Consider the following 13,603-nt stretch of genomic DNA (forward strand, 5'->3'; position numbering starts at 1 on the left):
TCTCGGAGTCAGGCGTGGCGTTGTCCCGTGTGACCCAGATCAGGAGGCTGACATGATTACCCTCGACACCTCGAACTCCCCGCTGTTGCGGATCAAGGTCATTGGCGAGGTGACCCGTGATGAGGTGCGTCGGTTCTATCCGGAGTTTCACAAGGCGCTCGATTCCGCTGGCCGGGCTGGCCTGCTGGTCGATCTGGAAGAGTTCACCGATGTTTCCGCCGGTGCGATGCTCGAGGACGTGCTGCACGAGATGGGGCTGCTGGGGGAATTGTCGAAAATGCCCCGCTGCGCGCTGATCACTGACAACCGGGTGATGGCGGGCCTGGTGCGTTACCTCAACCCGATCGTGCCGCGGATGCAGGTCCGTGCCTTTGGCGCCAAGGAGCGGGCCGAGGCCGAGGCTTGGGCCGGTGATCTGACCGAGAAGCCGCGCAAACCCGAGACACCGGGGCTGCGGATGCTGGAGTCGGGCGATGACGACGTGCTGGCCTTCGAGCTGGACGGCTACATGGACGACGATCAGATCGAGGCGTTGGTGCGCCCCTTCCGCGAGCGGCTGGACAAGGGTGGCAAGTTCAACGCGCTGGTACGGCTGAAACATTTTGGCGGCTTCGACCCGGAGTTGCTGTTCGACAAATCGCTGATCGGGATGAAATGGGACGCGGTGCAGGCGCTGGATCGCTATGCGATTGTCACCGATTCCGGCTGGGTGCGCCCGTTTGTCGGCTTTGCCAGGCTGGTCAGCCGGGTCGACATCCGGATTTTCCCGATGGCCGAAGAGGCCGAAGCCTGGGCCTGGGTGAAAGAGCCGATGTCAGAAACGGCATGAGGTGATTTGGTCGGGCTAGCAGGACTCGAACCTGCGACCTTCCGTCCCCCAGACGGACGCGCTACCAGGCTGCGCTATAGCCCGAACTGCCCGCGTGGTATCAAATCTGTGGCCAGTGGCAAGGGTTAAATCCACCAGCTGCAGATCGCGGTTTCTCAGAGTTTCGATTGTTGCTCGGCCCAGGTTTTCAACGCCTCGACCAACGGCGTCGCTTTGGCGGCGGCGCTGGCGGTAAGCGGCACCTGACGCCGGGCGATCAGGGTCAGCAGGCCGGGTCCGGCGGCCAGATCCGCGTCCTGCGGATCGGGCGGCACATCAACCACAATCGGTGCAGGCCGGGCCGGGGCAGCAGGCGCGGCATCCTCCTCCGGCGCTTCGGCGGCGGGGCTGGTGCTGTCGTCATGGCGGAACGGCACAATGGTCGTGGTGTCCGGGTCCGGGGCGGTAAACCGCCGCGGTTTTGGCGGGAATTCGGGGGCAGGGGCGTCGGTCTCATCATCGGCGGACTCCGCGACCGGCGGAGCGGTCAGCGGCGGCTCAGGGGGCGGGGCGACCGGCTGCGGCGGGGCGGTGATGCCGGTCTCGGCCTGTGGCATGGCTTGTGGTGGATCACGCCGCTCATCCGCCGGTTCGGCGCTGTCCCGCGCAATCGCCGCCTTCGGCGAGAGTCCGGCAACATGGCCAATCCCGCGTTCGCGCAGCAGCTTTTGCACGCCCTTGATCGTCATTCCCTCTTCATGCAGCAGGTGCTTGATGCCGCCCAGCAATTCCATATCGCCAGGGCGATAATAGCGGCGCCCGCCGGCCCGTTTGACCGGCTTCACCTGGACGAATTTGCTCTCCCAGAAGCGCAGCACATGAGCTGGCGTTTCCAGCCATTCCGAAACTTCACTGATGGTGCGGAATGCATCCGCGGATTTGGCCATTGGCCTAACTAGCCTTTGTTGCCAGTTGCGACCTGATCTTTCATCAGGTGCGATGGGCGAAAGGTCAGGACCCGGCGCGGGTTGATTGGCACCTCGGTTCCGGTCTTGGGGTTGCGCCCCATGCGGGCGGCCTTGTCCCGGACCGAGAAGGTGCCAAAGGAAGAAATCTTCACCTGCTCGCCACGCACCAGCGCGTCGGAGACATGTTGAAGAACCGATTCGACCAGTTGCGCGGATTCGTTTCGCGACAAGCCAACCTCTTGAAAGACGGCTTCGCTCAGATCCATACGCGTCAGCGTTTTGTCAGCCATGCTAATCCCCATTTGCTGAAGGCAACCTTGGCGTGTGGGAAAAAGCAAGTCAATAACGGGGGGTTGGAAAGAGGAGTTAAAGATAGAAAATCCGCTACCAGCGCAGGACGACCGCCCCCCAGGCCAATCCGCCGCCAATCGCTTCGGCCACCAGCAGGTCACCGGGCCGGATCTGGCCAGTGCTGACCCCCACCGAAAGAGCCAGGGGAATCGATGCCGCCGAGGTGTTGCCGTGGTCCTGAACCGTGACAATCACCCGATCCATCGGCACGTCCAGTTTCTTGGCGGTGCCCTGAATGATCCGGATATTGGCCTGATGCGGCACGATCCAGTCGACATCCGCATGCGCCAGCCCGGCCTTTTCCAGAGCGGTGTTGGCGGTCGCGGCCAGCTTGGCAACTGCCTGCCGAAACAAGGGGTTGCCTTGCATTCTTAACTTGCCGCTGGTGCCCGAGGTCGAGACGCCGCCGTCAACATAGAGCATATCGCGATAACGGCCGTCGGAATTCAGATCGCTGGACAGGATGCCGCGATCCTGGGAATTGCCAGACCCCGAGCGCGCCTCAAGGATCAGCGCCCCGGCGCCGTCGCCAAACAGCACGCAGGTGGCCCGGTCTTCCCAGTCCATGATCCGGCTGAAGGTTTCGGCACCGATGATCATCACCCGCTCGGCCTGACCGGAAACGATCAGCGCATTGGCATTGACCAGCGCGAAAATGAACCCGGCACAGACCGCCTGCACGTCAAAGGCAAAGCCGCGGGTCATGCCCAGTTCGGATTGCACCATGGTGGCAACCGAGGGGAAGGTCAGGTCCGGGGTCGAGGTGGCGACGATCAGCGCGTCGATGTCATCGGGCTGCAATTCGGCCATCAACAGCGCCGCACGGGCCGCTTTGGTCGCCATATGCGATGTGGTTTCGCCCTCGGCGGCAAAATGCCGTCGCTCGATTCCCGAGCGGGTGCGAATCCAATCGTCTGAAGTGTCCAGCTTGTCCTCGAACCAGCTGTTTTCGACCACGTTTTCGGGCAGGTAATGCCCTATTCCCGTCGCCACCGCGCGTGTCGTCATTCAGCCTTGCTCCCCTGCCTGGCGGCATCCTGTTCCAGTGAGGACGCGGATGCAACCCGGGCCGCGATCTTATCGGTAAAGCCGGATTGCCCCAGTTTGAACGCCAATTGAATCGCCGCCGATATCCCGGTTGCATCGGCGGAGCCATGTGATTTTACCACGGTGCCGTTCAGACCCAGGAACACCCCGCCATTGACCCGGCGCGGGTCGATTTTTATCTGCAGGCGGCGCATCGAGGTCAGCGCCAGCAGCGCCGCGATCCGCGACAGCGGCGAATATTTGAAGGCCTGTTTTAGCTGATCACCGATCAGCTTGGCGGTGCCTTCGCCGGTTTTCAGCGCCACATTGCCGGTGAATCCGTCGGTGACGATCACATCGCAGCGGTCGCCGGGAATATCGCCACCCTCGACAAAGCCGACGAATTCGAACTTGCCGTCCTGCTGGGCGGTGTCGATCATGTCGTGGGCGACCTTCAGCTCGGCCCGGCCCTTGTGTTCCTCGGTGCCGACATTCAGCAGCCCGACCCGGGGGCGGTCGATCTGCAGCCCGTTGCGGGCATAGGCGGCGCCCATCAGCGCATATTGCAGCAGGTCGTTCTGATCGGCGCGGATATCGGCGCCGACATCCAGCATCACGTTGAACCCGGTCGGGTTGCTAGAGGGCCAGAGAATCGCGATGGCGGGGCGGTTGACGCCCTCAAGCTTGCGCAGGCGGATCATCGACAGCGCCATCAACGCGCCGGTGTTGCCGCAGGAGACACAGACCGTCGCCTCGCCGGAGCGCACCGAATCCAGCGCCGACCACATCGAGGTGTTGCGGCCATGGCGCATCACGTGGCCGGGTTTGTCATCCATGGTCACCACCTCGGCGGCGTCACGGACTTCCACCCGCTCGGACATGCCTTTGCGCCGCGCAATCAGGCGCTCAAGCTCGGCTTTGGGGCCGTGCAGCAGGAAATGGATATGTGGATTGTTCTTCAGCGACCGGGCGATGCCAGCCACGACCATGGCCGGGCCCTGGTCGCCGCCCATCGCATCGACAGAGATGACAACGCGCGCCCCCTGCTGGGGGGCGCTGTCGCTGAGCAAGCCGGTCTTGGGGCCAAGATTGGGCCCAGATTTGGGGCCGATCATGTAAACGCTCGCCCGATGCGTCAGGCCGCGTCTTCGTCCAGGTCGATGATGTCGGCCTGTGCGATCACTTCGCGATCGGCGTAATGCCCGCACGCGCCACAAACATGATGCGGGCGCTTCAGCTCACCGCAGTTCGGGCATTCATTCGGGTTCGCGGCGACCAGCGCGTCATGGGCGCGACGGTTGTTGCGGCGCGACTTGGAAACTTTGTTCTGCTGGACAGCCATGTCACATTCTCAAGTTCATCTGGAGGGCTACAGCCCGGTTTCTCGGCCGGGCCGATTGGCCCGCATAACTCATCTGAGGCTCTTAGTCCGCCCAAGGCCCCGCATTCAACCCCAATTCCGGGAGAGGCGCGAAAATACTGCGGACAGACAGGGATGCAAGCGATTCTTTGCGGTGCCGGTGGGGGCTGGGTGGGCGCTGTGGCCGGGTGCCGGGCCGGGGGCGGTCAGTCCTCGTCGGTCAGCTTGTCGCGCAGGGCGGCGAGCCCGGCAAAGGGTTTCAGGTCGGCGTCGCGCAGCGGGGTGACCCCGGCATCGGCGAATTCGCTGGTTTCGAGTGCGGCGTCCTCGGCGCGCGGATAGAGCGGCAACGCCAGCGCCAAAGCCTCGACCAGCACCGCCTCGACGTCGATCCTGTCGCCCAGCGGCTCAACATCGACATCCTCCGGCATCTCGGTCTCTTCCAGCGAGGTGGTGCTGTCGCGCAGTCCCGCGACATAGCGGCGCGTGACCTTTTCGTCGATCCGCGAGGTGACCGGGGCCAGGGTGACCACACAGGGCTGCACGACAGTGGCGCCGAGATCGCCGTCCAGCCGCCAGCCCTTGGCGCCCTCCGGGGTCAGAGTCCCGGAAAACCGCAGCTTTCGCAGCCCGATCAGCGCCAATTCCTCGGCGATCGCGGCGCGCGCGGCGGCATCTGGGGTGATCTCAAATGCGGTGGACCGGTTCGCGGCCAGGTCGGACACGCGAAAGGATGCCGATGTCGGGACATTCATAGCGTCTTGATCCTTTCTTGAACCGCTGTGCAGGGTTATGTAAGCGTGATAGAGGGCCGCAACGGTCGGGACAAGAGGGTGGCGATGCCGGGCATGACCAACGCAATCAGAACAGCGGCACTGGGTGCCTGCCTTGCGCTGACATTGGCCTGTACGCCGATTTACCGCGACCACGGCTATGTGCCCATTGACGAGGAACTGGCCCAGATCGTTGTCGGCAAGGACAATCGCCAGTCGGTTCTGGAAAAGATCGGCGAACCGGCGACCGGCGGCTTGCTGGAAGACAGCGGTTATTACTACATCCACAGCCGGATGCGCACCATTGGGCCGCGCCGCCCCGAGGTGATCGACCGCCAGGTGGTGGCGATCAGTTTCAACCAGCGCGGGTTGGTGTCCAATGTCGAACGCTTTGGCCTGAAGGATGGCAATGTGGTGCCGTTGTCGCGCCGGGTGACCTCATCCTCGGCCGCCAACAAGGGCTTTTTGCGCCAGCTTTTGGGCAATCTTGGCCGATTCTCGGCCAGTGACATGTTGGGTGGATAACCTGTTTGGCGGCTGCTTTTTGCGGCGTCTCGGTGCGGCGTGGCCGTCGGGCCACGTCCGATCGTTGAATTAAGTCCCGTCGCCGGAATGTCATATCTTGCAAGGCAGATGGCGGTGCCCATATTTGTTGGGTGGCCACCCGGGGGAGACCGGACATGCTGTCGCTGAACAAGGGGCGCTACATCGCCCGATTTGCCGAAAATTCCGATGATATTCGCGCCGCCCAACGGCTGCGCAGTCTGACGTTTGGCGGCGCGCCCGACGCGCCGCTGGATGAAGACGCCTTTGATGCGGTCTGCGAGCATGTTCTGGTCGAGGACCGGCGCAGCGGCACCTTGGTCTGCTGTTTTCGGATCCTGCCGCTGGCTGCTGCCGATGACATCGACCGCAGCTATTCCGCGCAATATTATGAGCTTTCGGCGCTCAAGGATTTCGATGGCCCGATGCTGGAAATCGGCCGGTTCTGCGTGCATCCGGACTGGCGTGACGCGGATATCCTACGCGTCGCCTGGAGCGTGGTGACCCATTACGTCGACGACAATGGCGTCGAGCTGCTGTTTGGTTGTTCGTCGTTCCACGGCACCGACGCCAAGCAATATTACGACGCTTTCGCAATGCTGAAAGACGGCCACCTGGCCCCGGCCCGCTGGCTGCCCCGGGTCAAGGCGCCGAAGGTGTTCCAATTTGCAAAACGGCTGCGGCGCAAGCCGGATGCGAAACGCGCGATGCTGGGGATGCCGCCGCTGCTCAGGACCTATCTGCTGATGGGCGGCTGGGTCAGTGACCATGCGGTGGTGGATGCGCAGATGAACACGCTGCATGTCTTTACCGGGCTGGAAATCCGCACCATCCCGGACGCGCGCAAACGCCTGTTGCGGGCTATCGCCGGTTAGATCGCAATCGTATCAGGCCGGGTGGGGCGGCGTTGCGCCCCACCGGACGTGGTGTATTTTGGGTTTATTGGGCGACTGTCAGCTTGGCCTTGGCCGCTTCGGCATTGCTATCGATGAAATCCATCACCAGGGGCCGGATGTTGTTGCGCCAGGACTTGCCGGCAAAGATGCCGTAATGTCCGGCGCCCGGTTCGACATGCCAGGCCTTTTTCGACTCGGGCAACCCGGTCAGCAGATCCAGTGCCGCCTTGCATTGACCGGGCGCGGAAATGTCGTCCTTTTCGCCCTCGACGGTCTTGACCGCGACCCGGGTGATCGCGCCGATATCCACCTTGTGACCATCAACGACAAAATCGTTCTTGGCGATCTCGCCCTCTTTAAAGATGCGGTGCACAGTGGTCAGGTAGAATTCTGCCGTCATGTCCATCACCGCCAGATATTCGTCATAGAACCGGTTGTGTGCATCGTGATCCGAGGCTTCGTTCCGCGCGACGCGGAACATCTGATCGGTGAAGGCCTTGGAATGGCGGTCCGAGTTCATCGATATGAAAGACGACAATTGCAGCAGGCCGGGATAGACTTTGCGCCCGACACCGGCATGGCTGAAGCCGACGCGCTGGATCATCGTCTCTTCCAGGGTGCCCATGGTGACGCGGTTGCCGAAATCTGTGACATCGGTCGGGGTGGCATCCGGGTCGATCGGGCCGCCGATCAGGGTCAAGGTGCGCGGCTGCGCCTCTGGTTCGAGCTCGGCCAGATAGGCGGTGGCGGCCAGGGTCAGTGGCGCCGGCTGGCAGACCGCGATGACATTGATCTCGGGCCCCAGCTCTTTCATGAAATCAACCAGGTAGAGGGTGTAGTCCTCGATGTCGAATTTGCCAGCCGACACCGGGATGTCGCGGGCATTGTGCCAGTCGGTGATATAGAGTTCGCAATCCGGCAGCAGCGATTGCACGGTTGAGCGCAGCAGCGTGGCGTAATGGCCAGACATCGGCGCGACCAGCAGGATTTTGCGCAGCTTGGCGTCGCGACCGGCAACTTTGAAATGGATGAGATCGCCGAACGGGCGCTCGATCACCTTTTCAATCGTGACCAGGTGGTCGCGGCCATCTTCGCAGGTGACCGAATGAATGCCCCAGTCCGGCTTGGCCGCCATCCGCGCGAAGCTGCGTTCGGCGACTTCGCCCCAGGCGGCCATCATTTGCAGGCCGGGGTTGGGAACCATAGCGAAGGCCGGGTAGGAGGCCATCGCCTGAGCGGTTGCGCCCAGCCATTGGTTGGTGTTGCGCACCGTCTCCATAAGGTCGTAAGTTGCCATAAAGCGCATTGTCGTCTCCGTTGGTTCGGGCGTGCCCGGCTTTTCCGCCGCATTGCCTCCCGCGTCAGGTGACGTCTCGCGATGCTGCACAGCAGCAATCTAGGAGGGATTCGTCGCCATGGCAACTCAGGACAATGAAAATGGCCAGGCAGCACCGGATTCGGAGCATCTGGACCGGTTGCATGAAAACCTCGCCCGGGTCGAGGAACTGTCGCAACGGCTGGTCAACGCCTTTTCACGCCGCGATGCCGCACGACCGGAATTGAACGCCCCGGACCCCAGCGTCTTTTCCAAGGCGGCCGGGGCCTATTGGAGCGAGATGCTGCAGGACCCGGCCAAGATATTCGAGCATCAGCTCGAATATTGGGGCAAGTCGGTCAAGCATTTCATCGAGGCGCAGCAGGTGTTGGCCAAGGGCGCGTTGGTCGCCCCCGAGGATGACGGGCCCGAGGATCCGCGATTTTCCAATCCGCTCTGGCGCAGCAATCCCTATTTCAATTTCGTCAAACAGCAATACCAGCTGAACGCCCAGGCGATCGGGCAGGCGGTGCAGGACAGCGAGGGGCTTGACCCGCTGGAACGCAAGCGTCTGACCTATTTCGCCAATCAGATCGTCGACATGATGGCGCCGACCAATTTTCTGGCCACCAACCCGGACGCGCTGGAAAAGGCCGCCGCGACCGAAGGCCAGAGCCTGATCGACGGGCTGGAAAACCTGGTTCGCGACATCGAGGCGAATGACGGCGAATTGCTGGTGCGGCTGGCGGATGAGACCGCGTTCCAGCTGGGCGAGAATATCGCCGCATCGCCGGGGCAGGTGGTTTACCGCAACCAGATGCTTGAACTGATCCAATATGCGCCAAGCACCGAAACCGTCCATGCCACGCCGCTGATCATCTTTCCGCCCTGGATCAACAAATTCTACATTCTCGACCTCAAGGCGCAGAATTCGATGATCAAATGGATCGTCGACCAGGGCTTTACCCTGTTCGTCGTGTCCTGGGTCAACCCCGATCCGACCTATCGCGAAACCGCGCTTGAGGATTATATCGAGGATGGGTTCCTGGCCGCGGTCCGCGAGGTCAAGGCGATTACCGGCCAAAAACAGGTGAACGCCGTCGGTTATTGCATCGCCGGCACCACCTTGGCGATCACCCTGTCGTTGATGAAAAAGCGCGGCGACACCTCGATCAAATCCGCGACCTTCTTTACCGCGCTCACCGATTTTTCCGAACAGGGCGAATTCACCCCCTTCCTGCAGGATGATTTCATCGACGGGATCGAGGCCGAGGTGGCCGAGCGGGGCTATCTGCGCAGCCATATCATGTCTCGGACCTTTTCGTTCCTGCGCTCCAACGACCTGGTTTATCGCCCGGCGATCCGATCCTACATGATGGGCGAGGCGCCACCGGCGTTTGACCTGCTCTATTGGAACGGCGATGGCACCAACCTGCCGGGCAAGATGTCGGTGCAATATCTGCGCAACCTCTGCCAGAAGAACCTGTTCGCCTCGGATGGGTTGCCGATGTTCGGCGAGACGCTGCGCCTCAGTGACGTGGATCTGCCGATCTTTGCGGTGACCTGCCAGACCGATCACATCGCCGCCTGGCGGGATTGCTATCGCGGCATGCAGAATACCAGCTCGACCGCGCTGACCTTTGTGGTGTCCGAATCCGGCCATATCGCCGGGATCGTCAATCCGCCGTCAAAGATGAAATACGGCCATTACACCAATGCCGACACCAGCCCAGATGCGGAAGGCTGGTTTGCGGCGGCGAAATTCCATGAAGGAAGCTGGTGGCCGCGCTGGGGCAAATGGCTGGCTACGCGGTCGGGCAAGAAGATTGCGGCCCGGGAGCCCGGTGATTCGAGCCATCCAGCCCTGTGCCCGGCGCCGGGCACCTATGTGCACCCGGCCGAGAAGGCTGATTTATAAGAAAATTTCCTGAGTTTTCCAGAAATATGCTGCGTCGCAGAAATTTCACTTGAAATGCTGCGCTGCAGCATGCATATTCTAAGCAACGGAAACAACACCGGGGCGCATGGTTCCGGATGCCAGGAAAAGGATCAAACCAATGGCCAAGACGCAAGATTTCACCGCGATGATGAAAGACATGATGGGCGCAATGCCGGTCGACACCAGCGCGTTTGACGATGCATTCAAAACCCAAGCCTCGCTGAGCGAGAAACTGTCGGGTGTTTATTTGGATGCCGCTGACAAATCCGCCGAGATCACCTCGAAATGGACCAAGGACACCCTGTCCAAAGTCACCGAAATGACCAAAGCCAAATCCGAGCCTGCAGATTACGCCAAGGCAATTACCGATTTCGCTTCGACCTACGCGGAAATGTCGGCCGAGCACATGGCCGCTTTCGCTGAAATCGCGAAAAAAGTTCAATCCGAAGCCATGGAACTGATGATGGCCGCAGGCAAAGACCTGACCGAAGAAGCGTCGGCAGCTGTCAAGAAAGCCACCAAAGACGTGACCACCGCGACCAAAAAAGCGGCGGCCAAATAAGTCACGACATTGCACCCCCACGCTCCTCCCTAGTTCAGGGGTGCAATGGGATTGGGCGGGCCTTGGGCCCGCCCTTTCTGTTTTCGGTCTATGAGAAAACCCAGCACAATCGTGCATTCCGCATGGATTTCAGCGCGATGCCGACATTTGCTTTCTTTTTTCAAATTGCTGGCCTAGGCTTTGCTGCAGTGCTGCATGACCGGAGGACGCGCCGTGGCTGACAAGACTAACCCGTTGTTGATCAAGCGCTACGCCTCGCGCCGGCTCTATAACACCGAGACTTCGGACTATGTGACGCTTGAGGACATCTCGGGATTCATTCGCGATGGCCGCGAGGTGCAGATCGTCGATCTGAAATCCGGCGACGACCTGACCCGGCAATATCTGTTGCAGATCATCACCGAACATGAGGGGCGCGGCGAAAACGTGCTGCCATTGAGGGTGCTGAACGATCTGGTGCGCAGCTACACCACCCAGGCCTCGACCGTGGTGCCGCAATTCCTGCAGATGTCCTATGACATGCTGCGCGATGGTCAATCCAAGATCATGGAAAACATGACCAGCATCAACCCGATGACAAAAATGCCCGGGTTCGACGCGATGCAAGCCCAGCAAGAGGCGTTTCTGAAGGCGATAACCGGCGGTTTCTCTGGGGGCTGGAACGGCCCGGCACAGGCGCCGACCGACGAGCAACCGGCGGCAACCGGCACATCCAAACCCGCCGCCAAGGACGAGGATCTGGACGCGATCAAGAAACAGCTGGCCGCGTTGCAAAAGAAACTGTCCGACCTCGACGTCTGATCCAGGATGGCCGAGAATACCGGACGGATCACCCTGTGGGGGATCGAAGTGTTTGTCGCCACGGCCGAGGAACGTTCGATCTCGGCCTCGGCGCGGCGTCTGGGGGCCAGCCCCTCCGCCGTATCCCAGCAATTGACCAATCTTGAAACCGCGCTTGGCGCGACGCTGTTGCTGCGTAATGCCCGCCCGATTGTGCTGACCGCCGCGGGCGAGGCGTTTCGCCGCCGGGCCGAGGCGATCCTGAACGAAGCGGCGCAGGCGCGGGCCGAGGTGCAGTCGCAGAGCGGCAAGTCGCTGTCGCGGCTGCGGTTGGGGATGATCGACGATCTTGAGGCCGATATCACCCCGCGGCTGCTGACCCGGCTGGCCGGGCAATTGGAGGGGTGCCAGTTCCTGCTGGAAACCAACGCCAGCCATATGCTCTATGACCAGCTCGACGCGCAGGCGCTGGATGTGATCGTTGCCGCCGAAATGGGGCCGGTGCCGCCCTGGGCCGAGGTGCATCCGCTCTGGTCCGAGGATTTCGTGATCGCGGTGAAACAGGGCGATCTGACGCCGGGGGGCGATATCCTGAGCCAGCTGCGGATGCGGCCGCTGGTGCATTACACCACCCGCCACCACATGGGGCGGCTGGTGGCGGCGCATCTGACCCAGCAGGATCTGACCCTGGCGCATCGCTTCGAGCTCGACAGTTATCACGCGCTGCTGGCGATGGTGGCGCAGGGCGAGGGTTGGACCATCCTGCCACCACTGGCCCTGATGCGGGCAAGGCGGTTGTTGCCGGGGCTGGAGATTCTGCCGCTGCCGTTTGCGCCGCTGACCCGGCGGATCGTGCTGAGCGCCCGGGCCGGGGCCCTGCTGGATCTGCCCGAACGGATCGCCGCCGAGGTGCGCAGGCTGCTCTGCGATATCGTCCTCAGCGCCGCCGAAGCGGCCCATCCGGCGCTGAAGGGCACGGTGCGCTGCCTCTAGATCAGGTGCCGAACTGCCGGTCGGTGCCGCCCATCACCGCCTCGACCGCCGCCAGAATGGCGTCGCCGATCCAGTCCAGGTCTGGTCGCGTCAGCCGGGCCGGCAGGCGGGTATCACAGGCCTTCATCAGCATCGACCGGGTGCGCGGCAGATCCGGGGTCTTGCCGAGGAATTCCCAGTTCCAGAACGCCCGCGCGTTGTCGCTGGACAGGCCAAAGACCTGGATCGAGACGCCGCGTTCGGCGGCGGCGGCCTGAAAGGCGCGGGTCTGGTCGACGGTCGGCCCCTCGAGGTTGAATTGCAGCGAATCCGGCGCCCGCTGTTCCGGGCCGAGCTTGTCAGGCACCGAGATCCAGGGTGAGGCATTGAGCCGCGCCGCCAGGTAATCGTGATTGCGCCGCCCATCGCGCACCCGGCGCGGCACCTCGGCCAGCTGCGGGCGCACGATCGCGGCGGCGAGGTTGGACAGCCGGGTGTTGTAAAGCGGCAGCTTGTTCTGCCAGCGGGCAAAGGCCTGCTCAAGCTCGGGCGAATTGTCACCCTGCGGGCCTTTGTGCTTCTTCCAGTTATGCTCGTAAGCCCCCGACATGATCACGGCGCGGGCGATGAGTTCCGGGTCATCGGTGATCAGGATGCCGCCTTCGCCGGAATTCAACAGCTTGTAGGATTGGAACGAAAAACAGCCGATCCGCCCGATGGTGCCGATCTTGCGCCCGTGCCAGCTGGTGCCCAGCGAATGCGCCGCGTCCTCGATCACCGGCAGGTCGGCGGCTTCGGACAGGGCCATGATCGCATCCATATCCGAGGTATGGCCACGCATATGGCTGATCATCACCGCATCGGCGCCGGGCAATTTGGCGGCGAAATCCTCAAGATCGATCCGGTAATTGTCGCCGACCTCGACCAGCACCGGCTGGCAATCGGCATGCAGGATGGCCGAAGGCACGGCGGCAAAGGTGAAGGCCGGGATCAGCACCCTTGCATCGCGCGGCAGATCAAGCGCCTTCAGTGACAGGAACAGCGCCGCCGAGCAGGAGGCGGTGGCCAGCGCGTATTTCGCGCCCATCATATCGGCGAATTCGCGTTCCAGCAGTGCCACCGGCGCGTCGTCTGCGGCGGTGTAGCGGAACAGATCGCCGGAGCTGAGCAGGCGGTCGATCTCGGCACGGGCGGACTCCGGGATCGGTTCGGCATCATAGACGTTTGGCGGCTGAGTCATTTTCGGCTTTCCTGAACTGCTCTTTCAGATTTTCTAAACGACGCGACCCGCTTCGCACAATGAAAAATCC

General features: G+C 62.2%; 15 protein-coding genes and 1 tRNA gene. 7 read left to right on the forward strand and 9 right to left on the reverse strand.

Annotated features, from left to right (window positions below; genetic code table 11):
* Window positions 1-52: 52 nt before the first annotated feature.
* The gene (locus tag P1U48_RS04680) at window positions 53-829 is read left to right on the forward strand and encodes an STAS/SEC14 domain-containing protein (RefSeq protein ID WP_301067700.1); all 777 of its coding nucleotides are present in this window, start codon (window positions 53-55) and stop codon (window positions 827-829) included.
* A 7-nt stretch (window positions 830-836) separates the two neighbouring features.
* On the opposite strand, the gene P1U48_RS04685 is transcribed toward P1U48_RS04680, so the two are convergent.
* The 7 genes from P1U48_RS04685 to P1U48_RS04715 form a co-directional block, all read right to left on the reverse strand.
* A tRNA-Pro gene (locus P1U48_RS04685) sits at window positions 837-913 on the reverse strand.
* A 71-nt stretch (window positions 914-984) separates the two neighbouring features.
* Window positions 985-1,755 (reverse strand): MerR family transcriptional regulator, encoded by a 771-nt coding sequence (locus tag P1U48_RS04690; protein WP_301067701.1) that lies wholly within the window; start codon window positions 1,753-1,755, stop codon window positions 985-987.
* 8 nt (window positions 1,756-1,763) lie between these two features.
* Entirely contained in the window at window positions 1,764-2,066 is a 303-nt protein-coding gene (gene ihfA, locus P1U48_RS04695; protein ID WP_301067703.1) for an integration host factor subunit alpha, read from the reverse strand.
* Window positions 2,067-2,160: 94 nt separating this feature from the next.
* On the reverse strand, window positions 2,161-3,135 hold the full coding sequence (locus P1U48_RS04700; RefSeq protein ID WP_301067704.1) for a beta-ketoacyl-ACP synthase III: 975 nt from the start codon (window positions 3,133-3,135) through the stop codon (window positions 2,161-2,163).
* Window positions 3,132-4,268 carry a phosphate acyltransferase PlsX gene (gene plsX, locus P1U48_RS04705; RefSeq protein WP_301067705.1) on the reverse strand — a complete coding sequence of 379 codons (1,137 nt, stop codon included), beginning with the start codon at window positions 4,266-4,268 and terminating at the stop codon, window positions 3,132-3,134. The genes P1U48_RS04700 and plsX overlap by 4 nt, the downstream gene beginning before the upstream one ends.
* A 20-nt stretch (window positions 4,269-4,288) precedes the next feature.
* Window positions 4,289-4,495 carry a 50S ribosomal protein L32 gene (gene rpmF / locus P1U48_RS04710; RefSeq protein ID WP_301067706.1) on the reverse strand — a complete coding sequence of 69 codons (207 nt, stop codon included), beginning with the start codon at window positions 4,493-4,495 and terminating at the stop codon, window positions 4,289-4,291.
* A gap of 224 nt (window positions 4,496-4,719) precedes the next feature.
* Window positions 4,720-5,268: a DUF177 domain-containing protein gene (locus P1U48_RS04715; protein ID WP_301067707.1), complete on the reverse strand. Its 549-nt coding sequence runs from the start codon at window positions 5,266-5,268 to the stop codon at window positions 4,720-4,722.
* 93 nt (window positions 5,269-5,361) lie between these two features.
* On the opposite strand from P1U48_RS04715, the gene bamE reads away from it, so the two are divergent.
* Window positions 5,362-5,811, forward strand: coding sequence for an outer membrane protein assembly factor BamE (gene bamE / locus P1U48_RS04720; protein WP_301067708.1), 450 nt, complete (start codon window positions 5,362-5,364; stop codon window positions 5,809-5,811).
* Between the two features lie 155 nt (window positions 5,812-5,966).
* A complete protein-coding gene (locus P1U48_RS04725; protein ID WP_301067709.1) occupies window positions 5,967-6,704 on the forward strand; it encodes a GNAT family N-acetyltransferase in 738 nt (245 codons plus the stop codon).
* A 64-nt stretch (window positions 6,705-6,768) separates the two neighbouring features.
* Here P1U48_RS04725 and phaZ read toward each other — a convergent pair whose 3' ends face one another.
* The gene (gene phaZ / locus P1U48_RS04730) at window positions 6,769-8,031 is read right to left on the reverse strand and encodes a polyhydroxyalkanoate depolymerase (protein WP_301067710.1); all 1,263 of its coding nucleotides are present in this window, start codon (window positions 8,029-8,031) and stop codon (window positions 6,769-6,771) included.
* A 109-nt stretch (window positions 8,032-8,140) separates the two neighbouring features.
* On the opposite strand from phaZ, the gene phaC reads away from it, so the two are divergent.
* The 4 genes from phaC (at window position 8,141) to P1U48_RS04750 (ending at window position 12,314) form a co-directional block, all read left to right on the forward strand.
* Window positions 8,141-9,958 carry a class I poly(R)-hydroxyalkanoic acid synthase gene (gene phaC, locus P1U48_RS04735; RefSeq protein ID WP_301067712.1) on the forward strand — a complete coding sequence of 606 codons (1,818 nt, stop codon included), beginning with the start codon at window positions 8,141-8,143 and terminating at the stop codon, window positions 9,956-9,958.
* A 139-nt stretch (window positions 9,959-10,097) separates the two neighbouring features.
* Window positions 10,098-10,541, forward strand: a complete 444-nt coding sequence (locus P1U48_RS04740) for a phasin, PhaP (protein WP_301067902.1) — start codon at window positions 10,098-10,100, stop codon at window positions 10,539-10,541.
* A gap of 213 nt (window positions 10,542-10,754) precedes the next feature.
* Complete coding sequence (phaR, locus tag P1U48_RS04745) at window positions 10,755-11,342, forward strand: polyhydroxyalkanoate synthesis repressor PhaR (protein ID WP_301067713.1); 588 nt, start codon at window positions 10,755-10,757, stop codon at window positions 11,340-11,342.
* Window positions 11,343-11,348: 6 nt separating this feature from the next.
* On the forward strand, window positions 11,349-12,314 hold the full coding sequence (locus P1U48_RS04750; protein ID WP_301067714.1) for a LysR family transcriptional regulator: 966 nt from the start codon (window positions 11,349-11,351) through the stop codon (window positions 12,312-12,314).
* A 1-nt stretch (window position 12,315) separates the two neighbouring features.
* On the opposite strand, the gene P1U48_RS04755 is transcribed toward P1U48_RS04750, so the two are convergent.
* Window positions 12,316-13,533: an aminotransferase class I/II-fold pyridoxal phosphate-dependent enzyme gene (locus P1U48_RS04755; RefSeq protein WP_301067715.1), complete on the reverse strand. Its 1,218-nt coding sequence runs from the start codon at window positions 13,531-13,533 to the stop codon at window positions 12,316-12,318.
* Window positions 13,534-13,603 lie beyond the last annotated feature (70 nt).

Source organism: Pseudooceanicola sp. (genome assembly GCF_029213205.1).
Taxonomy (GTDB): domain Bacteria; phylum Pseudomonadota; class Alphaproteobacteria; order Rhodobacterales; family Rhodobacteraceae; genus Pseudooceanicola.

Excerpts from the sequence above, each read along its gene's own strand:
- P1U48_RS04680 (WP_301067700.1), top strand. The coding sequence starts at position 53 with ATGATTACCCTCGACACCTCGAACTCCCCGCTGTTGCGGATCAAGGTC.
- P1U48_RS04690 (WP_301067701.1), bottom strand. The coding sequence starts at position 1,755 with ATGGCCAAATCCGCGGATGCATTCCGCACCATCAGTGAAGTTTCGGAA.
- ihfA (WP_301067703.1), bottom strand. The coding sequence starts at position 2,066 with ATGGCTGACAAAACGCTGACGCGTATGGATCTGAGCGAAGCCGTCTTT.
- P1U48_RS04700 (WP_301067704.1), bottom strand. The coding sequence starts at position 3,135 with ATGACGACACGCGCGGTGGCGACGGGAATAGGGCATTACCTGCCCGAA.
- plsX (WP_301067705.1), bottom strand. The coding sequence starts at position 4,268 with ATGATCGGCCCCAAATCTGGGCCCAATCTTGGCCCCAAGACCGGCTTG.
- rpmF (WP_301067706.1), bottom strand. The coding sequence starts at position 4,495 with ATGGCTGTCCAGCAGAACAAAGTTTCCAAGTCGCGCCGCAACAACCGT.
- P1U48_RS04715 (WP_301067707.1), bottom strand. The coding sequence starts at position 5,268 with ATGAATGTCCCGACATCGGCATCCTTTCGCGTGTCCGACCTGGCCGCG.
- bamE (WP_301067708.1), top strand. The coding sequence starts at position 5,362 with ATGACCAACGCAATCAGAACAGCGGCACTGGGTGCCTGCCTTGCGCTG.
- P1U48_RS04725 (WP_301067709.1), top strand. The coding sequence starts at position 5,967 with ATGCTGTCGCTGAACAAGGGGCGCTACATCGCCCGATTTGCCGAAAAT.
- phaZ (WP_301067710.1), bottom strand. The coding sequence starts at position 8,031 with ATGCGCTTTATGGCAACTTACGACCTTATGGAGACGGTGCGCAACACC.
- phaC (WP_301067712.1), top strand. The coding sequence starts at position 8,141 with ATGGCAACTCAGGACAATGAAAATGGCCAGGCAGCACCGGATTCGGAG.
- P1U48_RS04740 (WP_301067902.1), top strand. The coding sequence starts at position 10,098 with ATGGCCAAGACGCAAGATTTCACCGCGATGATGAAAGACATGATGGGC.
- P1U48_RS04750 (WP_301067714.1), top strand. The coding sequence starts at position 11,349 with ATGGCCGAGAATACCGGACGGATCACCCTGTGGGGGATCGAAGTGTTT.
- P1U48_RS04755 (WP_301067715.1), bottom strand. The coding sequence starts at position 13,533 with ATGACTCAGCCGCCAAACGTCTATGATGCCGAACCGATCCCGGAGTCC.